This is a genomic window from Peribacillus sp. NPDC096448, assembly GCF_044762675.1.
Classification (GTDB): domain Bacteria; phylum Bacillota; class Bacilli; order Bacillales; family DSM-1321; genus Peribacillus; species Peribacillus frigoritolerans_B.
On record NZ_JBIWEU010000003.1, the window covers coordinates 251,736 to 277,421 of the forward strand.

15 protein-coding genes and 1 pseudogene are annotated in these 25,686 nt (G+C 35.5%); 3 read left to right on the forward strand and 13 right to left on the reverse strand.

What is annotated here, in order from left to right:
* Positions 1-182: 182 nt before the first annotated feature.
* The 3 genes from ACIQ0C_RS07435 to ACIQ0C_RS07445 form a co-directional block, all read right to left on the reverse strand.
* Positions 183-1,784 carry a sodium:solute symporter family protein gene (locus ACIQ0C_RS07435; RefSeq protein ID WP_283929178.1) on the reverse strand — a complete coding sequence of 534 codons (1,602 nt, stop codon included), beginning with the start codon at positions 1,782-1,784 and terminating at the stop codon, positions 183-185.
* Positions 1,785-1,925: a hypothetical protein gene (locus ACIQ0C_RS07440; protein WP_214793556.1), complete on the reverse strand. Its 141-nt coding sequence runs from the start codon at positions 1,923-1,925 to the stop codon at positions 1,785-1,787.
* Between the two features lie 101 nt (positions 1,926-2,026).
* Entirely contained in the window at positions 2,027-3,784 is a 1,758-nt protein-coding gene (locus tag ACIQ0C_RS07445; protein WP_403058654.1) for a sigma-54 interaction domain-containing protein, read from the reverse strand.
* Positions 3,785-4,119: 335 nt separating this feature from the next.
* Here ACIQ0C_RS07445 and ACIQ0C_RS07450 point away from each other — a divergent pair, with 335 nt between their 5' ends.
* A complete protein-coding gene (locus ACIQ0C_RS07450; protein ID WP_403058656.1) occupies positions 4,120-6,078 on the forward strand; it encodes an oxidoreductase in 1,959 nt (652 codons plus the stop codon).
* Between the two features lie 121 nt (positions 6,079-6,199).
* Here the strand turns inward: ACIQ0C_RS07450 and ACIQ0C_RS07455 are convergent, their stop codons facing one another.
* The 7 genes from ACIQ0C_RS07455 to ACIQ0C_RS07485 form a co-directional block, all read right to left on the reverse strand.
* Positions 6,200-6,850, reverse strand: a complete 651-nt coding sequence (locus ACIQ0C_RS07455; RefSeq protein ID WP_403058658.1) for a hypothetical protein — start codon at positions 6,848-6,850, stop codon at positions 6,200-6,202.
* 201 nt (positions 6,851-7,051) lie between these two features.
* Positions 7,052-7,999 carry a ubiquitin family protein gene (locus ACIQ0C_RS07460; RefSeq protein WP_403058660.1) on the reverse strand — a complete coding sequence of 316 codons (948 nt, stop codon included), beginning with the start codon at positions 7,997-7,999 and terminating at the stop codon, positions 7,052-7,054.
* A gap of 206 nt (positions 8,000-8,205) precedes the next feature.
* On the reverse strand, positions 8,206-9,360 hold the full coding sequence (locus ACIQ0C_RS07465) for a hypothetical protein (RefSeq protein ID WP_403058662.1): 1,155 nt from the start codon (positions 9,358-9,360) through the stop codon (positions 8,206-8,208).
* Complete coding sequence (locus ACIQ0C_RS07470; RefSeq protein ID WP_403058664.1) at positions 9,353-11,311, reverse strand: AAA family ATPase; 1,959 nt, start codon at positions 11,309-11,311, stop codon at positions 9,353-9,355. The genes ACIQ0C_RS07465 and ACIQ0C_RS07470 overlap by 8 nt, the downstream gene beginning before the upstream one ends.
* A gap of 368 nt (positions 11,312-11,679) precedes the next feature.
* Positions 11,680-14,670 (reverse strand): type I restriction endonuclease subunit R, encoded by a 2,991-nt coding sequence (locus ACIQ0C_RS07475; RefSeq protein ID WP_403058666.1) that lies wholly within the window; start codon positions 14,668-14,670, stop codon positions 11,680-11,682.
* The gene (locus tag ACIQ0C_RS07480) at positions 14,660-16,027 is read right to left on the reverse strand and encodes a restriction endonuclease subunit S (protein WP_403058668.1); all 1,368 of its coding nucleotides are present in this window, start codon (positions 16,025-16,027) and stop codon (positions 14,660-14,662) included. The genes ACIQ0C_RS07475 and ACIQ0C_RS07480 overlap by 11 nt, the downstream gene beginning before the upstream one ends.
* Positions 16,021-18,033, reverse strand: coding sequence for a type I restriction-modification system subunit M (locus ACIQ0C_RS07485; protein ID WP_403058670.1), 2,013 nt, complete (start codon positions 18,031-18,033; stop codon positions 16,021-16,023). The genes ACIQ0C_RS07480 and ACIQ0C_RS07485 overlap by 7 nt, the downstream gene beginning before the upstream one ends.
* 544 nt (positions 18,034-18,577) lie before the next feature.
* Between ACIQ0C_RS07485 and ACIQ0C_RS07490 the strand changes: the two genes are divergently transcribed.
* Complete coding sequence (locus ACIQ0C_RS07490; protein WP_403058672.1) at positions 18,578-18,979, forward strand: (deoxy)nucleoside triphosphate pyrophosphohydrolase; 402 nt, start codon at positions 18,578-18,580, stop codon at positions 18,977-18,979.
* Between the two features lie 133 nt (positions 18,980-19,112).
* On the opposite strand, the gene ACIQ0C_RS07495 is transcribed toward ACIQ0C_RS07490, so the two are convergent.
* Both ACIQ0C_RS07495 and ACIQ0C_RS07500 read right to left on the reverse strand, forming a co-directional pair.
* Positions 19,113-20,384: an McrC family protein gene (locus ACIQ0C_RS07495; RefSeq protein ID WP_403058674.1), complete on the reverse strand. Its 1,272-nt coding sequence runs from the start codon at positions 20,382-20,384 to the stop codon at positions 19,113-19,115.
* 8 nt (positions 20,385-20,392) lie between these two features.
* A complete protein-coding gene (locus ACIQ0C_RS07500; protein WP_403058676.1) occupies positions 20,393-22,972 on the reverse strand; it encodes an AAA family ATPase in 2,580 nt (859 codons plus the stop codon).
* Positions 22,973-23,658: 686 nt separating this feature from the next.
* Here ACIQ0C_RS07500 and ACIQ0C_RS07505 point away from each other — a divergent pair.
* Positions 23,659-24,642, forward strand: coding sequence for an HNH endonuclease (locus ACIQ0C_RS07505; RefSeq protein ID WP_403058678.1), 984 nt, complete (start codon positions 23,659-23,661; stop codon positions 24,640-24,642).
* A gap of 388 nt (positions 24,643-25,030) precedes the next feature.
* Here the strand turns inward: ACIQ0C_RS07505 and ACIQ0C_RS07510 are convergent.
* Positions 25,031-25,528: pseudogene (locus ACIQ0C_RS07510) on the reverse strand (SecY-interacting protein Syd).
* Between the last annotated feature and the right edge of the window lie 158 nt (positions 25,529-25,686).

Here is a 25,686-nt window from a genome sequence, read left to right on the forward strand (position 1 = left end):
TAACTTTTATGTATCATTTCGGAAAATAGGGGTCAAATATTAAAATCAACTCTTGTAACATAATACTAATTTAGTTGAAAGACTGATATAAACAAATCATTTGGTTTTGCTCATGAGGCGAGGGAAAATAGTCATAGTGATAGTTACAGAAAAAATGACAGGGATTCCCCCTGCCATCTCATTCAATTCATATTGATCGGCCAATAATAAAACACCAGTGTGACCATGATGATCATGACGCCGCTGATCATTAAATAAGCTGGGTATCTGCGGGTGATGTTCATTTCTTTTTGTTCGTCTATTTCAATTGGGGTTTGAAGTATATTTGCCTGAAACTCCCTTTCTTCGATGGTGATCGTTCCATACTTGGAGCCAATGATAAGTGCACCTATACTTAAGATTAAACCAATGATGACAGGATTGAGGTAAACGGGAAGGCTTATTCCGAACATGCCGAGGCTTTCTCCGAGTATCACGCCAACGAAGCCGAATACGATGCTCCAAAAGGCGCCTTCTTTCGTTACCTTCTTTGAAAATACGCTTGATATGGCAATCGGTCCCCATGATGCCGCAAATAGTGTAGCCGCAAAGTAGCCAATCCACATGACGGCAGGCGGCTGGAACAATCCAATCAATAAGATGATCAAGCTGATTACAACCATGGAAATGCGGCTGGCCCGTAATAGATGATGATCGGTGTATTCCTTTTTCCGTGATTGTTCCATGATATCCCGTGTTATGCTGCTTCCTATTATCTGAAGGAAGCTCGAACAGGAAGATAAGGCCGCAGCCATGATGCCGCTGACGATGATGACTCCAAGCCATGTCGGGACAATATTCATCGCTGCCCAAATGAATACCTTTTCCGTCGGGGCGATATCCGCTTTAATGGTGGTGATTGTCGATATGCTGATATGAAGAAACAAATAGACGGTCAAAATGGATATCGTTGCCCAAACGCCGGCCCGGATGGCTACGTGTTCGTTTCTTGCCATTAAATATCGGCTGCTTTGCCATGGACTCACTGCAATGACAATGCCCCAGACCAAGCCCATGATGACGGCCCAGGCCAACGCTTCCCAAGGCGTGCCCATCGTTGCGGCAGGTCCGGTAATGCCATGCCAGCTTAATAAATCAGGCCGTTCGGCCAGGTTTGCCGCTTTCGTAACGGCATCAGGGAACCCGCCTGCGGATTTGATGATATAAGGAAAGCTCAGATACGTTGCGATTGAGAATAAAAAGAACATTACCGTATCATTGACCATGACCCCCTTCGCTCCTGAAAGAATGGTGAAGGATGAATACACGACCCACATGATCACCAGAGCCATTGGATAGGAAACACCCGAAACCTCGGCCAATAACACGGCTGCCCCTTGAGTAACGGCAACTAAATATGCAGCGATTCCGAGAATCGTCGTGATCGCAGCCGCCAGCCTTACCTTCTTAGAATGAAAGCGATTACCAAAAAATTCAGGAACCGTCAATGATTTGCTTCTTCTTAAATACCTGCCAAACAGGAACACTCCGAATATATAGCCGCTTGCATTAAAAATCACGAGGATAAGCAGCAGGATCGGATACCCTTCATAGGAAAATCCCGCTTCTCCCATGAATGATACCGTACTTAGGAAAGAAGCAACAAGCGTACCCGTTATCATCAATGTGTTTCCGCTTCGTCCAGAAACATAATACTCCTCTGAGCTCTTCACTTTCCTGAATAAAAAGATGCCGATCGAGACATACACACAAAAGGATATGATAATACCAAGGAGAAAGGCCACTTACATCCCCACCTTTTCAATCGGATCTTTTGCTTTTATTTCTTCTTGATTTTTTTTCATTTTTACTAGGAAAACCTTCGTGATCCACCCCATGACAATTAAGGAACCCCCATAGCTTAAAGAGAAAATCAACTCGCCCATTTCTTGACCCCCTTATCAAAATAGAAATAATCAATCATTAAATATGCAATATCCATACCAAGTTTTTGAATATTCAGATTTTAATGGAGGTTAATTTATTATTAATCGTCCTGATAGCTAAATTGGTATTTGCCCAGTTTGCGCATGATCGTCGTTTGGCTGACCTCCAGGGCTTTGGCCATTTTTCTGGTTGATTTATAGGTGGAAAGGGCCTGTGACAATAATTGCTTTTCCGTTTCCTCTAACGCTTTTTTCAAGGGAATGATTCCTGTTAAATTGACTAGCGCCGTATCTTTGTAGGTTAAATCGGATGGCAAATCCTCTATCGTCACGATAGGTTTTCTAGCCGTCACGACGATTTGTTCTATTACATTTTCCAATTCCCGAACATTGCCCGGGTAATCCTGCAACTGCAGAATTAACTTGGAATGTTCATCGATCGTGATTGATTGACCATATTTTTCATTGAATTTCTTCAGAAAATAATCGGTTAATAATAGAATATCCTCCTTCCGCTCACGTAGCTGCGGTATTTCCATTGGAACGACATGCAGCCGATAATATAGATCTTCGCGGAACTGATTATTTTTGATCATTTGCTTCAAGTCTTTATTCGTGGCGGAGATAATGCGGATATTCACCTTTTTCTCCTTCGTTCCTCCCACCTTCATGAATGTTCTGTCCTGGACCAGATGGAGGATTTTCACTTGAATGTCGAGCGGCATTTCGCCGATTTCATCAAGAAACAACGTGCCGCCATCAGCACTCTCAACAAGCCCTTGTTTCCCGTGCTTATTAGCTCCCGTGAAGGCACCGCTTTCGTAACCAAACAGCTCGGACTCAATTAAAGCCGATGGAATCGCGCCGCAATTCACTTGTATGAATTTCTTATCCTTTCTGCTGCTGAGATCATGAATGACCCTTGCTAATACGCCTTTTCCGACTCCGGTTTCACCATGAATGAAGATCGATGAATCCATCGGGGCGACTTTTTCAGCTAATTCCAAAACCTTTATCATCTTATCCGAATTTGTAATGAAGTTATTGAACGAAACGGTTCTCGCATTTTCATGCTGGGCTCGCTGATTTCGAAGATTCACTCTGTTCAATTGGCTCTTCATCTCAACCAATTCCGTGATATCCCTGGAATTCGAAACAATTCTATATAAGTTCCCCTCTTCATCAAAAATCGGCTTCGCTGTGCTGAATACAGTCAATCCATGCGGGTAGGTTTGTTCCGCCGAATGGATCGCTTTCGTTTTCATCGTTTTTAATGTAACCGAATTGACGATCAAACCCTTTTCAACCAACTCTTTAATGTTCTTATTAATAAAGGCCTCCGGCGGCAGCCCTGTAAGCTTCTTGCACGCTTCACTCACGAATAACGTGTCCCCGTTCGCATCCGTCACGAAAATTTCATCATAGCTGGAATCCAGGATTTGCGTGAGCTCCTTTACCTTCTTTCTTGTCACCTCCAACTCTTTCTTTAGTGATTCATTCAGACTTAGTAAGCTATTCATCTTCTTGTTAAGCAGCATTTCCCTGACTTCAGAGATCGGATAGCAGCTATATTGGTTATCGCCATGTTGAATCACAAAATCATAGATGCTCATATCCTCTTCACTTAGCTTATCTAAATCATCAACGACGACAAAAGCTGTATTAAGATAAGCCATGATTTCCTGATTTTGCCCCTCATTATCCAATCTCTTCAAAAAGAAACCTTCATCCAATATGCCGAGGATTTCCAAGTGATTTTTCATGACAATAAAAGGCGAGGAATGTATTTTCAGCAAGGATCTTACATCCAAAATAGAAATATCGGAAAATACAATTAGTGATTCCTTTTTTACTTCCATCACATCACCCCATATTTTGATTGCGAACCGATTTTGTTACACTTTTTTATACGAAAAGAAATAAGTATCCTTTTCATAAACAACGAATGTCTCTATACCAACCAATTTTAAACTGAACCTTTTATGAATCACCACTTTTCAAAAAAGGTTCAGTTATCTATATATAAAGTACTATATCCATGAGCCATACCCTCTTTATGAAAGTAAAAAAACAATTATGAATCCACATTCCCCCAAACGGCATGGTTATTGCATATTGACCCTATATAGGGATAGGTAGAGGCGGTTGCCCTCTATACTCTCATTCTATCTAAATTTAGGGAGTGGTCATGATCATGGCTCAATTCAAAAATCTGTTTACCCAATTAACGATCGGTTCTACTGAATTAAAAAACCGGATCTTAAGTACAGCACATCAAACAAATCATGTCACGGACGGAATCCCCACTTCGGATATGGTGGCCTATCATGAAGCCCGTGCTAAAGGTGGCGTCGGATTGATCATCCTTGAAGCGGCATCCGTACACCCATCCGGCATGCTTACGTCCAAAACGATTGCCGGATATGACCAAAGAATCGTCGATGCCTACAAAGAGATTTCCGAAACGCTCCATACGTATGGAACGAAGGTTTTCTCGCAGCTATTCCATGGCGGACGGGAAGTCGTATCGAGCGACTACCGAAATGCAGCATGGGCGCCATCCGCCGTTCCCAGCCTGCGCTTCGGTGTCATGCCAAAACCAATGAGCTTGGAAGATATTGAAGGAGTGATTGAAGGGTTCGCCCATTCAGCACAGCTGGCAAAGGAAGGCGGACTTGATGGAGTCGAAATATGCTGTTCACACGGATATCTTCCTGCCCAGTTTTGGTCGGTGCATACAAATAAGCGTACGGATCTCTATGGTGGATCATTCGAAAATCGGATGCGATTCATCGTGGAAATATTGGAGAAAGTATGGGACAGAGTCGGAGAAGACTTTACCGTCGGCATTCGCATGAGTTCGGATGAACTGACGATGGACGGGACCACGATGAAGAATTCCGTGCAAATCGTCGAATACCTCGCGGAGAAAGTCCGATTGGATTTCATCAATGTCACAGCCGGAGATTCAAGTACCTTTGAGGGATCAACCCATATTGTGCCGCCATCACCGATAAAGCACGCATACCTATCTCCACATGGATTCAAAATTAGGATGGCAGGAGCCGTACCGGTCTTTGTCGGCAATCGAATCGTCGACCCCGTTGAAGCGGAGCAGATCGTATCGACCGGAAAAGCTGATGTCGTCGGAATGACCAGGGCCCTAATCGTCGACCCTGACATGCCCAACAAAGCAAAAAACGGCGACCTGCAAGCAATCGATGCATGCATAGGCTGTTTACAAGCCTGTATCGGCCACTATCATAAAGGACTGCCGATTGGCTGTGTCCAAAATCCGACAACCGGTAAAGAAGCATGGATCTTACCAGAATTAAAGAAAACAAGAAACAAACAAAATGTCCTCGTCATCGGCGCCGGACCCGGCGGATTACAGGCAGCCATAACAGCGGACTACCTCGGTCATTCCGTTACACTGATCGATCAAAGCAAATCAATCGGCGGCCTGCTTCGGACCATGCGCAAAGCGCCAATGAGGCATGAACTGGCAGAATCGATGCTCGATAACTATTCCCGTAAGCTAATGAGAAGCAATATAAATGTGCAATTAGGCAAAACGGCAACCGCCCAGGAAATATCCGAATCGAAACCGGACGCCATCATCTGTGCAACCGGATCACGTCCCTATACACCAGCCATCGAAGGAATCAATGACCCAAGGATCATCATGAGTGATGACCTCTTCAGCTCAACAAAAAAAGTCGGGGAAAAGGTACTCGTATTCGACTTTGGCGGTGACTGGCCCGGCATGGAAGCAGCCATCTACCTAGCCGAAAAAGGCCACCACGTCACACTCATATCATCACGACTGCACATCGGTGAAACCGTCCACCAATATCTCAGGAATGAATACCTAAAAAAACTATACAACCTAAACGTCACACTCCTCCCCCACTACGATATCGGGGCAATCAAAGAAGATCACGTCATCATCCGGAACCTATTCACCCAACAAAAACAAGAACTAACAAACTGGGACTCCATCGTCCTCTCCCTAGGCCGCATTCCCAACACAGAACTATTCGAAGAAATGAAAGGCCATGCTCCGGTTGTGAAACAGATAGGAGATTGTCTGGGACCGCGGACGATAGAGGAAGCTACGCATGAGGGGATGATGAGTGTGTTAGGTTTATAAAAAGAGAAGAGACATTCCTTGGGGGGATGTCTCTTTTTTGTTCTTTTCAAGCAACCCTGAAAAAATGGGGACTACTTATTTTAAAGAGTGGGCCTGAACCATGTACCGATCAATCGATCCACTAAAAGATAATTCCAGCACCACCTGTAGCAATACATGTTTGTTCAACTTTTAATGTATAGTCATCTTTACTGAATACATGTACATATCGATTCCATGTGACTGTTCCGATATCATTTATGGTATGAAATACAATGACGGGATAGCCTTCCCTACTGTAATAAAAATGAGGCACTATTATATCAGGCTCTTTCTCAATCATTTCCCATTCATCATTAATATTATAATCATATGATTCATCTCCTGATTCCTCTTGCAGTGGCAAGATAACATCCCTTCCCCAAGATGTCCCATGCCAATTGGCACCAAACTCATTTAATTCATGATATACGATTGCTGCCTGTAAATAAGATAAAGGCGTTTTATCTCCTTCAATGACTTGCATAAAATCTGACAGTGCATGAGCTGGTTTTGGAGCAGATAAGAAACCATCTAATCGCTTACAATCTTCTAAATCCTGTAACTCCTTTTCTTCAGGAATTGCCCATACAATTCCATTACCATTACCGCCGCCATCACTAAATTGATACGCCCTTAGTTTATAGCCACTTTGGATGCTCAGGTGAGAAAATCCCTTTACAACGGATTCAGGATTTGCAGGCGTTCTATACCATCCATAGTCGCCATTATCATATTTTTCTACTTGTTTCATTTCTACGATCAAATTAGGTTTTGTTGCATAGATTGGAAATAGTGTCTACAAAAACACAAATAAATTCTACAAGTAGCCCTCTAAATATTGGTAATATTCCCGAATACTGTTAAAGACCAAATAATGTTTGTTACCAAATTAGATTTATTAAAGGTCCATTTACTTAGAAAAGTAATAACTTTGTATGATTAATGAAAAAATTCATTCAATTAAATTACTTTCAAACTCTATAAATTTTTCTATTATTTCTTTTTTAAAGCGCTTAATGGCCCTGCTTTTTCTCTCAGTACCAATTAACATATCAGGTGTCATATGGTGCATGACATCACTTCTCAATTCAAACTTGTCCTTCCAAATAATTGTTGTCCAATATGTAATAACATCTCCTTGTGAAATTCCTATTTCCCTCAATGTTTTTGAAAAAAGCTGTTTTCTTTTGTTAAAAACAATTGAATGACTTAATGAAACTCTTATTCCATCTGAAATAAACTCTCTTGATTCTGGTAACTTATAAAATTTCCTAATTATATTTAATAAGTCTTCGATAGTAAAATCAGGAGATACTTCCATTTTATAAATACGGTCGAACTGATTAGAAAACAGAAAAATTTCAAATCTTTCATTTTCTAATTGAAGGTTTAACTTATCTGAATAGTATTCAAGAAAATTTTCTTTTATAGATCTTAAGACTTTTTCAGAAGGAATCTCTACTAAAATATTAAAATTTCTTTCAACTCTATCATGATATGTTTCACATAGTATTTCCCAGTTGTTTTTTGATTTTATTATTACGTCCGAATAAACATCTTTTAGTTTTTTTTCTGAAGAACCTGTAACATTAACATTTGTACAGAGAACATATTTCTCCCAACCTAATTCATCCTTAATCTCTAATGCTGATTTTAATGAATTTATAGCTTGAGTCACATTAAAATCCCCACTTTTTCCAGACTCTATACTTTTACATTGGTAAGCAATCTTGTCTGTATCATCAAATAAATCTACCCCTTGTTCGGGTGGATTTCTTCTATGTATATTATTTTGACTTTGCTCAAGACATAATAATTTGTAACAAAAAGATTCCCATGCATCCGAGAAATCTTCCTCCTCCGGTACAATTAGAAAAGGTGGATAAAGTTTATATTTCAATGTTTTTTCCTACTTTCACAAATAATTTGCACTCCTCAAAGTCCTTTCTTTTATTCCTCCTTAAGTAAATAACTAATCATTCCATGCACGTTGCTTAGTCTCTGTTGTCAGCAGATATTTTACAGGAAAATAACACCTGGTTATCCAGTTTTCACCAAAAAGTATAATCCATCTCAAATAGAAATAATAGAATAGAGTCTTTTAAATTAATTATTAATGATATCATATGCAAGCTTTGATAAAGGTCTTTTTCCAAGGTGTGTAGGATCTAAATCATTACCATATAAGAATAAATTTATTTCACTCGTGCCTAGTTTCATATCTGAAAATAGCTTGTTAAGCTGGCTTTTATAAGTAGTTGAATAGGCATGCTTTTTATACAATAGCTCCTTCACATAGTCTTTATGACTTTGATACACTTCTCTAAGATTGAATAATTCAATACTATTTTCAATTTCGATTTGATTACTGCCTGTAGAATTTACAATTAAATTTAAATCAAACATTGAATTTCTACCTGTTATTGAATAGACAGTACTTTTTGAATTTAGTTTCACCTCAAAAAGCGCCTCATTATCAAATCCCTTATCATACGGGTAAAGTATTTCAAAACTTTTTGCCATCTTAAACCTTGAGTTACATATTTGACACGACGGAACAAAATTAAACAACGACAATGACAACAGTTGAAATATAGATTTAGGAAAAAAATGATCAAGATCCGCTGTTGACTTTAACTTTCTCCCTTTCTGATATTTAGTAATGTACTGTCTATTACAATAAGGACATACTTCAATACCCGTTCTGGTTAATATTTCATGTCTTAATTCTGAATCCAAAAAACCATAATCTATTATATTCTTAATGTCTTCATTTAATTTTGTGAGTTTTGTCTCCACATCATTAATTAAAGCGTTAAATTTATCATTGTTTGTAAAATAGAGCGGGTGTTTACTTAATATATTATTAATCCAAGGATTGTTATATTTAGCAACATAATCTTGACGAAACTGATATCGGTTTACTTTAGAAATCTTAATTTTATTTCTTTTAAGACTATTATCTATTGGAAAATAACTGAAATAAACAAATTTACATGTTAGAATGTAATTATTTATTTCTGAGTAATTTTTACAAATATAATCAATTGATTTAGTTAATAACTCTTCAACTAACTTGAAATCCATAACTTTAACTCGCCCATTTTCAAATAATGAAGTATAAGGTTTATCAGTAAAGTGATTACTTTCAATTGCATTCGAACTCACCACTTGTATATAACGATTTTCTATCTCTTTTATCATATTTTCACTATAATCAGTACTAATTCTCACTAAAGAATTCGGGTCTAAACTAATCATTAATATCCTCACCTTGCATATATTTAAGCTTGTTTAGTTCAATTTCTAGTTCGTTGATCCTTTTATTTCGCAACTTTTCTGGTAACAATTCTAATTTTCTTTCATTTAATAACTGTTGTAACTTTACTCGAATCATTTCCTCTCCTATAGAAGAAATGATACTATTTACCTGTTCTATTTCCTGCTCATCATATTCAGTCCATTTATTAATCTTTTGAACAATTTTGTCAAAGATATCCCTAGCATATTCTCCTATTGGAGAAGTAATAAAAAAATCATTTTGGATAATATCATAAAAGTTACTCATTAAACCAAAGTCCGCCTTTTTAACAATTCTTTGTAAATTTCCTGAGTTGTCTTCTATAATATTAATACAAGTTATATGATTCTTAGGAACATCGGAAACGATAAAAGGTGAATGAGTTGTAATTAATATTTGATATTTCAATTTCCTCCCATAGTCAACTTCATTTAAAATTTTGGAGATATTATAAATATATCTCCTTGCCCATTCTGGATGAAAAGAAGCGTCAGGTTCATCTAATAGCAATAATACAGAATTAACTTCCTTGTTATACATAGAAATTTGAATAGCTGTATATAAATTTGAGAACCCATTAACTAATTCTAGTTCACCAGCACTCATATTTTTAAATTTAATATCAATGTTGTAATTCATTTCATACTTATTCAGAACATATCTATCACATAAAGTAAGTAAATCATGTATCCTTCCTTCATAGCCTTCACTCAACCTTATAGACAAAGAACTATCAGAGATAAAATAGCTATCGTCTATTTCATCTAAAATATTAATAAATTCTCTTATAAAAAATAAATTATAAATTGGTCGTTCTGGTAAGAGTTTAGGATTCAAGGCATCCAATATCATTTGTAAAACTTGAAGCAAATAATTAGTTCTGTTTTCTAAACTATCATTTTCAAACAAGATACTATCTATGTTACTGATACATTCTAGACATTCTTTATTATCTAATTCTTCTCTTCCTAAGTTAACCCATATATCGATAATCATAGACTCAAGAAATTTAATAGTAAAGCTCTCTTTAGTAGTCCATTCTTCAATTTTTTTCTTTTTTCTTTTTTTAGGAAAATCAAATTTAAAATTATTCTGAAATAAAAGAATTTTATTTTTATCTTTGTATAGCTTTAAATCAAATGATTCAATTATTTCTTCTTTCTCAAAGTAATCAATGACTGTCTGTCTTTTTAGTTCACATAGAGCATTCTTTGCAGTAAAACTTTGTTCTATTATTTTGTATTCTTTACTCATAAAAGTATAAATATTTGAAAATTGAGGATTGTTTAGGTACATTCGTTGAAATCCAATATAATTATCCTGCTCTTCTCTAATCAAATTACCAAAGAACCAATCCCTATCTCTATTATTGGTAAGGTAAAGAGAAACCATCTTTCTATTCAAAGTATTATTTTCTGTATTTTCTGAATACCCATTCATCTGTATATAGTCAAAATAAGTCGCTATCTCTTGTTTGAAATTATATTTAATACAGATGCTATACTCGTCGCTTATACCTAATGGAATATTTACCAAGTTTTCTATGAGATGTGGATTAAATCCCTCAATAACATAAGTATCTTCTTCTATATGATATACAGCAAACCACTCTTCAAAATTCTTCTCTTCTGGATTTTCTTTTTTGGATTTTTTAAGCAAATTCAACCTTCTACTCTTTGTAGACCCTAACAGGTCTAGAAGTGTTGTTTTTCCTGAACCATTTTTGCCAACGATCAGATTTATATTACTTATTTTCTCTCCCCATAATCCAATATACGGATTTTTCTTTTTTGAGATAATCAAATTATTTTTATTAAAGGTAATCTCAAAGTCATTTGTAAAACAGAATTCCTGTTGATTAAAACAAGTTCTTAAATTTTTTATATATACATATAAGAGTTGTGGAAACATCTATAGACTTCTCCCTATAGTAAGATAGTTATTAATACAAATGAATAGAGCAGCATGGAAGCATGTCTGCTTTTTAACTTAAATCATAAAGTTAAGATAGTAGACAAACTATTAATGTAAATACATGTAATTATTATAGATACTGCCATTTCAAAAATTCAAAATGATTAATAAAATATTAAAATACTAGAATTGAATCCAGCTAGGTAAATAGACTTGCGTAAGTGCATAAGGAATTAAGACTTATTCAATAGGATCGAGTATATGTACCTCCACTCATGCCTGAAAGTAAAAAGGATATCTAAAAAAATCTATTAGAGTTTTTAGATAACCTTTAAGTTCACTGTTCTGCTTGCAACCTATTATATTCAAGAATTAACTTCGGCATATACCTCATTCATCATATCTTCCATGATTAAATTCTTGAACTCTTCGTTCTCCAATATCTTCATAAAGAATTTCTCGTTACTGCCCATACGATCAATAACGAAGTCCATAAATGATTTTTCGAATGCAAATTTGAAGTTGCCTTTTGTGTTGTTTTTAGCTTTTTGTTGAATGTCTTCGCTGTTCAGCATATCCTCTTTTACTTGATCCCGTGATAAGAAGTCAGTTTCTGTAAAATCTGTGCCGAATCGGTCATTCAATTTATCAAGTATAGAAGATAATCGAACTTTTTCATCCTCTTGCACACCGCTTGTTCCATGTGCCGTCGGTTTTAATTCTGCACCACCAGTTACTTCAAGAGCAATACTGCCTTCAAATACTTTCTGATTGCGATAATATTGTAGTGCTACATCATCAGCCATATAAATGTCCTTATCCTTATTGTTTCGAGGAAGCTTGCGGACTAGATAATTTAAGAAAATATATTGCTTATGCAGCTCCACATCAATAAACGAAGCAATCTGCAATACAAAAGCATACGTACGTGTGAATTTTGTTGCAGATTCTTTAAATGCTTCTTGTTCCTCGATAGATAAGTCACGTTTAAAACGCTCTACGCCTTTATCAATCCAAGCATTGAGTTCTGTTTGCTCTTTTGCAGATTTGTTGAAACCACCTTTGATTTCAAGTTCATTAACAGCATGTACTTCTTCCTCTGTATATACTTGGTACGGATCTAGCTCTGCTTGCAAGTCATACAGAATATTGGGGTCCGTCACTTCTTCAAGCCCTGTTGTTTCATAATACGGTTGGAATGAAGCTTTAATATCCTCTGGATCATTCACAAAATCCAGTACGAATGTATCATCTTTTCCAGGACATGTACGGTTTAAGCGAGATAATGTTTGAACAGCTTTAATTCCGCTTAACGGCTTATCTACGTACATGGTATGAAGCAATGGCTCATCAAAACCTGTTTGGTATTTTTCTGCAACAAGCAACACCTTATATTCATCTGAGTTGAATTTATCAGGGAGTTCCTTTTCACTAAAACCATTCATATCAGGCTCCGTATAGGGGAGTTCACCGTCTTTTACAACACCAGAGAACGCAACAATCGTTTTTAAATCCTCGTAGCCCATCTTGTCGATATATTGGTCAAATGCAATCTTATACCGGACTGCATGCAAACGACTTGCAGTAACGACCATTGCTTTCGCACGTCCACCAATTTTTTGTCGAGTAAAATTCCGATAATGCTCAATGATAATTTCCGTCTTCTGTGAAATATTATGAGGATGCAGTGACACATATTGTGCGAGCTTTTTCGTTGCTTGCTTTTGTGATACTAGCGGATCATCACCTACATGCTTCGCAATTTTATAAAATGTCTTATACGTTGTGTAATTACTTAATACATCTAGAATAAAATCTTCTTCAATCGCTTGACGCATCGTATATTCGTGAAATGCATGTGGCTTTCCATCTGTACCAATCGTACCGAACTTCTCAAGTGTCTTTGGCTTGGGTGTTGCAGTAAAAGCAAAGAACGATACATTATCTTGTTTACCACTCTTCATAATCGTTTCCACGATTTGCTCATCGAGATTATCCATGTTTTCTTCTGCAATACGATCTTCTTCGTAAGCATCCTCTAATGTCTTATCTGATAAAATATTTGTTAATGCTGTTGAAGCTTTCCCGCCTTGTGAAGAATGGGCTTCATCAATAATAACCGCATATTTCTTACGGTCAAGACCCGACACTTTTTCCATAATGAAAGGGAACTTTTGTAGCGTTGTAATAATAATACGCGTTTCACCTGTTATCGCATTTGCTAGTTGGCTAGAGTCTTTATTAATACGTTCAACCATACCAGCTTTATGCTCTAGCTGATATACAGCATCTTGCAATTGCTTATCTAATACACGGCGGTCCGTAATAACGATGACACTGCTAAATATTGCTTCATTATCTTCATCATGTAACTTCGCTAAACGGTGTGAGAGCCAAGAAATCGAATTTGTTTTCCCACTACCTGCACTATGTTGGATTAAATAGTTTTGACCAACATTCTTTTCTATCACATCTGCTTCAAGCTTACGTACGGCATCAAGCTGATGGTAACGTGGGAAGATTAACATCTTTCGCTCGCCAATAACTTCATTATTGGAATCTAAAATATCGTCTTTCTTTACAAACACAAAGCGGAATAAAATATCTAACAAACTGTCTGGTAGTAATACTTCTTCCCATAAATAATGTGTACGATAATTATCATAGACAATTGGATTTCCTTTACCACCATTATTACCTTTATTGAAAGGTAGGAAGTATGTTTTGGATTTTTTTAGCTCTGTCGCCATAAATATTTCATCTGGATCAACCGCAAAGTAAACAATGACACGCTCATTAAAGTTAAAGAGCTGTTCTTTTGGGTCTCGGTCTTTTTTGAATTGATTCATGGCATGTTCGACTGTTTGTCCGGTGAATTGGTTTTTCAGCTCCATCACAACAAGCGGTAAGCCGTTAATAAAAACAACCATATCCAAACTGTTATTATTCTTATCGCTATAATAGACTTGACGACTGACTGTAAATAAATTCTTTTGATACAGCTCGTTCATCAGCTGATTCATCGTTGTTGGTGGCTTATTGTAAACAAGTTTTAACGTCACACCACGGTCTTTAATGCCATGACGCAAACAATAAACAACTCCATGCTTTTTCAAGCTATCACAGATACGGCTGAGTACTTTTTGTTTATAGTCCGCACCATATGATTTCTCCAGCACTTTTAGCTGCTTGTCCTGCGTCGCTTCTAAAAACTCAAACAACTTCTCTACATCAAGGGCATACTTTTTAAAAAGAAGACTCGCTTCCCCTTCTAACACCCGCTTCTCGTAGCCATTCATTTCAAGTGAAGCTTCAATATTCGTCTCAAACCCTTTTTCTGATGAATCAATTGCCATAAACTCCCCCCCTTACTTGTTCTATCTCAAAATCACGCACATCAATCTTGCCTGTTACTGCTTCGTATATTAGAGATTGGCGGTATTCTTTTAGTTTTTGGATTTGTTGTTTAATCATAGTTATCGTTGACTCTAAAATTTCTGTTTGGTTATCTAAATGCTGACTTATTTCTTTTTGTTCTTCCAAAGGAGGAAGAATTATTGGGAACTTCTTAATATCTGCTTGGAATAAATGTGGTACACCCATTCCATCTTTAATTTGATTGATAGTATCTTGTATATATGTCGAAGTTAAGTAATAGTAAAAATAGACACTATCAATAATTTCTTTCGGCCTAAGAACCGCTACCGAACTATTTACGGTAGCCTTATTAGGCAAACTTCTTACAACATTAGTAATCCCTAAAGTGCTACCATCTTTCGCTAATAACACATCTCCTACTTCTAACATTATTTCAGGAGATTCTAAATAACGTTCTTCTGTAATGTAATTAACATTTTCAAAATCAATATACCGCCCTTTTAAGTTTGGTGTGGATAAGAAAATATATCCTTCTTCTACATATTCTTCAGCTTTAAGCCCCTTCCAGCCTAATCTTGCCTTAACTCTTGCGATAAAATCCAACCTAGTTTTCTCCCAATGCTCCGGTATTTCACCAATCCACTCCACACTTGAATCTTTCATTTTCACATTTGGATTTAAACCTTTTGTTACCGCTTCTGTAATCATTGCTTGGCGTTTTTTTTCTAACAAATTAATTAATCTTTCTTTTTCAGCAAGCAAATAATCAATATCCTTGACTTTACTATCTAAGTAACTAACGATTTTTTCTTGTTCAGCAGTACTGGGCAATGGTACTTGTAAACTATTCAGATTACCAATTGTTAATTGATTAATCGTAGCGGTTAAAAAGGTGCCAATCTGAAACTTAAAAAGAGGTGATTGAAATGCATAGAATAAGAATGATGAATATTTCGATCTGAAAACCGTCGTGAAAGCTCCAAAAGATAACCCTTGACTAGTTTCATCTATTTTTGCACACTTACCAATTAATCTTCGACTTCCATTTCTAGAACAAATTAATATGTCGTTTTTCCTTGTTATTAATTTTCTTGGAATTTTCATATCAACATATACATTATCCTGATAAGTAATAACTCCATTTTGTATATTTGAAGCTCTTAAAACTAAAATTCCTGCTGATTCATTCACCACATCATTTGGTGAATAGGTTAATCCAGTAATTGCTTCTCCCAGAAACTTTAATTTTTTTATTTCCCAATTACTTGGAATATCTCCAATCCATTCGATACCACTATTTTTATAACTATAATAGCTTCCTAAAGCTTTCAACATCCTAGCACCTTCTTCAACTGGTCAGCAATACTCGCTTCTAGCTCCTTAATTTCAGCCATAATTTCTTCTGAACTGCGTAGCGATGTATATTTGTAGAATTGACGTGTGAATGGAATTTCATAACCTACTTTTGTTTTACTATGATCAATCCTTGCATCTGGTACATGAGGTAATACTTCACGTTCAAAGTATTCAGAGATAGTTTCTTTCAGCGGTACGCTTTCTGTATCACGTAAGTCAGCATCTGCTTCGATTTCATCTTTTTTCTTCATACATGCATCCGCTGTTTCATCTTTTTCAGAAAGGCCAGCTAAGATTACTTTTAGTACAGGTGCACTGATTGTTAGTCCTGCTTCCTTAAAAGCTGCTTTTAATTTCTTTTCGAAGTCTTCACGATTTTTATATAGAGTGTCACTTTCTAGGCTACGTAACACTTCGATAATTTTTACTTGTAACTCTTTACCAGCTTCAATTTCTGCAAGTCCGTTATCGCCTTTTTTCTTAGATGTTGCAAGGTTTTGGAAGGCTTTTTGTTCAACCACTTGCCCAATACGTTCTTCTGAAATAAGGAAGTTTAAGCGAAGTGGGCGTTCTACTGTAATTTTTTGAAAGCCGAAATCTTCGTTGTCGAAAATCTTCACAAACTCTCCTTCTTTAAAGTCCCCATATAAACGAACAATCTCATCAATTTGCTCTTGTGTGATTTCATTTCGTTTATTGCCCATGCTTTTCTTCATCTTTTTCGAGAAGTCTACTGCATTCACTAACTGTACCTTTCCTTTACGGATTACTGCCTTATTATTCGTTAAGATCCAAATATATGTGGATATGCCTGTATTGTAAAATAGATCGTTTGGCATTGCGACGATCCCTTCCACTAAATCATTTTCCAATGCATAACGGCGAATTTCACTTTCGCCAGAGCCTGCATCACCTGTAAATAATGGCGAACCATTCATAATAATCGCTAGACGAGAGCCTTGTGGATTTTCAGCTGTTACTGGTTTCATTTTTGAAATTAAGTGCAGTAAGAATAAAAGCTGACCATCACTTGTACGAGGTGTACCTGGGCCAAAACGTCCGTTAAACCCTTGTTCCTCATGCTCCGCTTTAATTGGCTTCTCATATGATTTCCAGTCCACACCATATGGCGGATTCGAAATTAAGTAGTCGAACTTTTCGCCTTTAAACTGGTCATTCGATAATGTATTTCCTCTACGTATATTACGAGCATCTTCACCTTTAATTAAGATGTCGGCCTTACAGATTGCATATGATTCGCCGTTAATTTCTTGTGCGAAGAATTCCAGGTCTGCATTTGGATTTAACTCGTGTAAGTAATCCTGTGCAACAGAACCCATACCACCCGTACCAGCAGCACAGTCATATAAAGTTTGGGTTAGACCATACTTCGTTAAAATATCATCATCACGCATGAATAATAGACTAACCATTAAACGTACCACTTCACGAGGTGTATAGTGATCCCCAGCCTCAGCATGTTCTGAGAAACGACGGATTAATTCCTCAAAGATATAACCCATCTCTACATTGGAAACCATTTCAGGATGAAGGTCCAATTCACTGAAACGTTTAATCGTTAAGTACAATAGATCATTATCATTCATCTTGTCGATTTGTTTATCAAACTCAAAATACTCCATAATATCACGTGCTGTTTTTGAGAACCCATTGATATAGTCACGTAAGTTATCAGCAATATTATCAGCATCACTTAATAAATTTTTAAAGTTGTAATTACTTGAATTATGGAAATTTTGTTTGGCAATACGATTTAATATCGTCTCACGTGCATCCTCATTAATAGATTTCAAGTCAGCAAACTTTGCTAAAACATCATCCTTCGTATCTTCTAATACGCAGTCAAAACGGCGTAAAACCGCTAAAGGTAAAACCACCTTTCCATAGTCCTCTGGTTTATACGGTCCACGCAAAACCTCTGCGATTGACCAGATGAAACTTACTTTATCTTGAAAGTTAATCATGTTAGTATCCCCTTTAATGAAAATGCTTTTATCTACTATAAGAATAACGAAATTTACGATTATTAGAAAGCCAAAGCAGAATTTCCCTTAAATAAGTCAATTAAAAAAGAGCGTTTATAAACGCCCTAGTTTACTTATGTTATGCTAATGAGATTTTCAGTTCCCTTAAGTCTATTTTCATCATGTCCCGAACGTGTTCTTTGCTTCCAAAGTCTGATGGATTATAATAGTTAAATTCTCTGACTAATTTTAAGTTTTAATTTCTGTTCCTTTGTAAATTATAGCATCCTTTAAAATTTTAGCTATCCGAACCTTTTGTTTCATATTTTAAGACGCAAAGCCTAGGGCATTTAATCAAGAAAATATAATTGGATATTTTATGGAATGACCATTCCACACCTCTTTCCTTCTATTCCTTTTTATATCCTAGTACCATGTCGTTCTTAGTATAAATAGATGAGGAAGTGTTTAACCAGACTCCTTAATTTATTACACCCCTTAATCATGATATTATTTAACCATAGCAAACCTATAGGAGGATAACATGAAAAAACAAGTTAAAGTAGTTGCAGCCATCATTGAAAATGAAAAAGATGAAATACTATGTGCATTACGATCTCCAGATATGAGTATCCCGAACATGTGGGAATTCCCAGGTGGGAAAGTAGAAATGGGAGAAGATATTTTTACTGCTTTAAAAAGAGAGATTGACGAGGAATTACATTGCCAGGTTGAAACAGAGGCTTCAATCTTTAATGATAATACGCATGAATATGAAACCTTCATCATTAACCTACTGTCTATAAAATGTAGAATCATTGGAGGTACCCCAACTGCCAATGAGCATTCTAAACTGATATGGTTAAAGCGAGAGAATCTAAGTTCTCTAAAATGGGCCCCTGCAGACATTCCAGCTGTGGAACAATTAATAAATGAAAAAAAATAGTCTTCTCAAATGAGAAGACTATACTCTTTTAGTGAACTCAGTATATAAACTAGCTGCGGTTTAAATTTATAAAAAATAATTGATAGCCATCTTTCATTAACATACTCCCTAATGTTGCTACCATAAACTACATTTAAAACTGACTTATCAAGTGTAACAAACTAGATTCTATTTGATGACAATCCAATAAAAAAACTTTCACCTGGACTCCATCATCACTATTAAATTGAATATCTTGTCCATTTTCCATCTCATCATTCATCGGATAGATCAACCAAATCTCATTTGTTTCATATTTCTTCGCATAAGCATACATCTGATACATATCCCCTTGCGAAGTACCGTAGTTGTTGTTAGGAGTGTTGGTTAACACCTTCCATTTGGTATCAATAATGATTATCCTACTTTCATTTTGATGACGTAATACTATATCCGGGCGAAGGGCAAAACGTTTTTCAAATAAATAATAGCCCTTATCTTGCAGTGACACTTCCCACTCAGATGCAATATACTTCTTTAAGTTATGACTAACATATGCTTCAAAAACTTTATCCATTTGGAATAATAAAGCCTTTCCAAATGAATTCCCTTCAAATGTTGTAAAACTGCGGTTATAAAGAAATACTTTCGACCAAGTAATGATACTTTCATAGTCCTTCGTATTGCGATCAATTTTCACGCTTGCAAAATCCTTATCATAGTTTTTCGAAGGCTCTACTAGTTCGAAGTTCACTAGTAATTTCCGAATTTCTTTTACATTGTCCGCGCTTATAGATTGTTTTAATAATTTCATTAATGTTGATTTAATCAGTCTATTTTCTGCGCGGTTTAAACCAAATTCATCATAACGAACATAAAAGCGCTCTTTATGTACGGTATTATGTTTAATTTGTTGAGAGAAGAGCATCTTCCCTTTATACACACCTAGATTATTTTCTACCTCATAATAAGCTGATTTCATTCCTTTTTTTAAGAGCATTTGAATTTCTTGAATATAAAATCGAATAAAGATTTCAAACAAATTCATTCGCTCTGTATTCAAGTTCGCTTCATTAAAGATTTTTGTTGGAAAATTCTTTAACGATTTTAGCATTTTCAAAAACGTCTTCTTTGTATCAATCGATGTACTTCCATGAATTTTTGGCAAGATTTGAATTAGCACACCGTTTTTCAATTGAATAATACCAACATAATTTTTTGCTCGAATAACTTTACCAATATGACGCTTTGTTGTTACTGTGAAAAAATCTACGCCATCCGCTTCTTCACTTTCATTAAACGTAAAAATCAGATTTTCTAGATAGCTAAATGATTGCTCATCTAAATACACGTACTGGTCAGAATCTTTGTAAGCCTTATTATAAGTAATGACGTCAAACTCTTTTACTTCAACTAATTTTTTCATAATTAGCCCTACTCATAAATCCCAATATAACTTTGCGGTTTCATAAATGCTGAAGATTGAATACGATATTTTTGCTCTGGCAGATCGATATCCGGATTCCCTTTGAAGAGATCATTCACTTTTATTTGCTCATCTATGATGAATTGAAATTCTTTAGCTTTCGCATTATCCCCTAAAACTAGTTGAATCTTGCTATAGTCTTCATAGAAGTATTCTTGCAATAGTGGGATAATCGCATTTTGGAAAATCTTTGCTAAATTCCAAATAGAATTATCCTCTTTTAAACTCATGAAATATGCATGTCCAATTGTATGATCACGGTCATATAGCACTTCAATTCGTTTATTCATAGTTTCAACCATTTGTTGAATATTTATTGAATCAGCCATAACTCCATCTAGAACGTCAGAATTCGGCATCATTTCGATAAAGTTAAACCGTCTTCTTAGGGCAGTATCCAATAGGGCAATTGAACGGTCTGCTGTATTCATTGTTCCAAGTATATAGACATTTTGAGGTACGCCGAATTCTTTTTTAGAATATGGTAACTTCACTTTCGTTTCTTCATCTGCACCAATCCGTTTAGTTGGTTCAATAAGTGTAATAAGTTCACCAAAAATTTTCGAAATGTTCCCGCGATTAATTTCGTCAATAATAAATACATAATTATTTCTATTCTCTTCGATATCGACATTCGCTTCTAGACTTTGCGAATATTTCAAGATAAGTTCATGAACGTCTTCCAGAGATAAACGCTTTAATTCATAAATCGTTCTTAACGTTAAGTTTTTCTTACCATTTAAATCAAATATATTTTCCTCAATATTCTTTGCAATCCATTTAACAGGTCTGCTTCTTTTATATTCTTCTTCATCCTGTAGCCAATCTGTTTCACCTGTAATAATACCAATTGCATCAATATGCTTTTGATCACCTAACGAAAAAACGATATCTCCAATACTCATATCATCATAAAAACTATACAAAATATCTTTGACTTTACCAGATGGATAATTTTCACTATCAGTTAAATCTTCACCAAAGTCATCCCATCCAATACGAATACGGTTATTGGTAAAACAATCCGCTTTTACATAATTCATTCCACTACCGCCGAGTGAAACTTTCCAAACACGAGCATCTACGCTCAACTCTTCATTACCAGACGTTATCTTTATTTGCTGAGCATTTTCACAAAATTCTTTGAACATACCAGATTCGACTTTATATGTGATATTTTCACCCTGATCTTCATTTAGTACAGGTTTAATGCCTTCAATGAATTCCTCATACCCATAGGACTGATGGAAAGTAATAAATCCTACTTGCCCTTGCTTTTTATATGTATTGTAACGTTCAAAAACGTCCTTATAACCTTCAAGGCGAACTTCATCAATTGATTTATTTTCGATGATGCTTACTGCATAATTTACGGTATTGTAAGTTTTTCCAGTACCAGGAGGGCCGTATAAGATCATATTTTTGTAATTATTCACCATATTATTATCTCCATAACTTATAATATCTTCAACTGGTTTTAGCTCATCATAATCCGTCGCTAATTTATAGAATGGTAACAAGTTGTTAATCGCAGTTAAAAGATCTGCTAAAATTTGATCATTCGTTAGAGAAGTTTCTATAATTTGCTCATGTGTTAAGACATATGTAAGTTGAACTTTTTCATATATGTCTTCCAATAAACCTTTTTTTACAACTTCGGCGCTAGTGTCATGTAACTCAAAATAAGTATCTGATTTACTACTCTTAGCAAAATAGAAAAAGCCACTGTCATTATTTAATATATCTTCTTCTAAAAATCTATGATGGCGTTTATAATCTTCTACACTAGCAGCCTTTTCATCCAGTTCTACCGCAACTCTTAAACGAGCCTTCTCTCCATTTAGCTCTGCAAACAATGAAATACTCGATGGATAATCCCATTTACTTTCAAATTTCAGTTGGTTCCATAAATAAGTTCGAACTTTATCATTTCCACCATTTAGCCATTTTGATTTTCCTTTATTTTTTATATTGAATTTGCTTTCACATAATTTCGCTAAATTATTCAATTCTTCAGCAGCCGCGCTTCCTGTGGCTTTTATTTGTAAAAGTTTTTCTTTCTCTTCACCTACTTTATCTTCCGGATTTTTATATGGTTTATCCCCATATAATTTTAAATAATTTAAAACAGAAATAAGATCAATCTTGAATAACCCTGTATATTCTTTCGCTACAAAATCATAAATATCTCCCACTGTTCGTTCACCAAGAGATGTATTTACAAGTTCTTCTCGATTTAAAAATGGTGCTTCTTTAACACCACCAAATTCCCCTACAAACGTTAGGCGTCTTGTCGTTCCCAAACCTACACGCAAATAGTTGTGACTATTATTTTCATGATCTGCATTCGCCCATTGTGAAGTTCGAGCAGCATCAACATTATTTGTTGTTAACTGCTGAGCACGACGTTTAATATCCGCCTGCTTAAAATACATTTCTTTTAAGGTAACTGATTTGTTACTGTTGTATACTTCGTAAGCCATGATCGCCGTCGCTAGCCACACAGATTCTATTGTTGAATAATGCATGTATCCACCTCAAAGTTTAGTTCATAACTTTAGTCTATCAGATATATTTTTTTTTTTCTAAAAACTTAACAGAAGTTGCTAAACTAAGTGGTAAACATGAAGAGACTGTAAGAAGATGGATAGTTGAAGGTACGTTCGAAGGGATAAAAAGCGCCTAATAACTTGATAATTTCTGAAACATCCGTTTTAAATTTCTTATCTTTACATCAAACACAATCAAAAAACAATCAATATCATATAAAGGTATAGTCGCTTTTTTCGAACAAGAAAGGTAAATGAAAAATATACCGTTATATATGTTTTTATGACCAAAACGCGACCAAAAATGTAGCACCTGACTAAAATAGTCGGGTGCTACATTTGTATGAGCATTAGCGTAGATTTTTACCAAAGGACTCCAATTCAATAGATTTTGAACTTGTATACTCTGAATCCATTTTTCGTTTTATCAATTAATAAAAAATTCTCAATTAATTCTTAATAGAAAACAGCAGGAAAAACCTTCATTACACATATTAAACTCCTTACTAATGTCGAAATATAGTATTAAAACAATTATAATAGTTTTTATGATAGAAATAATGCTAAAGACATAATTTATAAAAATTTTTGCTTTAAGTCCTTTAAAAAATGAAAATGTGAGAGACATATAAAATTATAAGAGAAATTGAGGAGAAGAAGAAAAAATGGATAAGGTTATAGACTTCAAAAACCTACAACAACAGCTAGGCATTTCACCTATTACCCTACGGAAAATGGAGAAAGATGGTTTACCATTTACTAAAGTAGGAAAGTCTAAGCTTTACAACATAAAGGAAGTCAGAAGTTGGATAGATAACAACCAACGCGGAATAAAAGAATTAATAGTCGGTCGAATCTATCACAATAAAGAGGTTGCAGAGGCTTTTAAATGTTCTACACAAGGCGGAATGAGACGTTCACATTTAACCAATACCCTTGTCATCTTTTCGGATCATACTAAAGGAATCTACGAAGACAAGTGGATAATAAATAGCAATGGAGATGAAATTCTCCTTTATACTGGTATGGGACAAGATGGAGATCAGGACATCAATTTTGGTCAAAATAAAACACTAAACGAATCTAGAAAAAACGGCGTTAGAGTGTATTTATTTGAAGCGTTTAAATCAGGTGAACATGTATTTAAAGGTCAAGTTGAACTAGTCGAATATCCATATACAGAAGTTCAATCTGACCGAACTGTATGGATGTTCCCATTACGGGTAGTTGGTAATAAATATACAATCTCTGAGAAATTATTAAAAGAGAAAGAGGCGGAGAAACAGAAAGATGTCCAAAAATTAAGCGATAAAGAATTATATGATCGGGCAAAGAACGCTGACAGGTTAGGCCAACGATACACCACTTCTAAGACATTTGAACGTGATCCGTACGTTTCTGAATATGTCAAACTTCGTGCACAAGGTATTTGCGATCTTTGTGGAAACCCTGCCCCTTTTAAAGACAAAAAAGGGAAACCGTATTTAGAAAGTCACCACGTTATCTGGCTTAGTAAAGGGGGAGAAGATACGATTTACAATACTGTAGCTGTTGATCCCTCATGTCACCGGAAATTACATGTTTTAGAACTGGAAACAGATGTAAGAGTGTTACTTGATAGACTACAACTTTATCAACTATATAAATAGACTCTGAAGCAACACCCCTCTATTTTTAACAGATTCTGATCAACTACTTGAAGCATGATTCTGCATATTTTCTATTCCAAACCTGTTCAATTGGAGCGTTAATCTCTATTTCTTTTTTCCATTTCCCCAATGAGAATCACCTCTACCTTTATTATATTAACTTTACTATTTAACCAAATTAACAACTAATAAATCATTGGTTGAATGAGCGTGGGGTCATTGGGTTGAATGGAGTCCACTCGGGGGATCAATCGCTATCGGGCTATATAAGGGGTTATAGGAGTATATAAAGATTTAATATATTTCTTCAAAAATAAAAAGTTGATAGAACCAACTTACCTCGGTTTTATCAACTTCTTCCCTGAATATTGAAAGTGTCAATTTCCGACTATCTTTTTAATCTTAGCTTAGAAATTAATGCTTCAATACTTTCTGAAAAATCTCAAATGAATTCCTTTCGAAATCCTCTAACTTTACTTTACCGTTCTCATTATCAATTACAACTAACAAACCATTCCCTTCAATACCTAAAGGAATATTTTCTAGTCTATTGTTATGATTGGTCTTATATCCCTCTATGGTCCTCCGGAATGAATTTAATTCAAAGTTTGGCAAAACCGCCTCAAATTTTATATATATCATTTAAAAATCCGTCTAATTCAGCGAACCAATACGAATTAAAATATTCAATAATTGTTTTATGGAATACCACTTCTAAGTTCTCTTCTAACTGGTTTAAGTCATGTGAAGTAGTATTTTCCACATGTTTCCATGTAATATAATCTTCTTCGTCAACTTCCCCTTCATAAATTATTGAATTAACATCTTCAGTCACTGGAGTCTTAAATAAAAATTCCATTCCTTGATCAGCAAGCTCTTGTCTCATTCTGAAGTATTGGCCCGTTGATTTCTTAATCGACAAAAATATCACCCATTTCGGTAATTTAATATGCTAGAATTACAACCTAAAAAGTCAATCTCCTCTAAGTTAAAGAATCGAAGCAACCTCTATACTAATACATAAAAAACCTTGAAAAGCTAAAG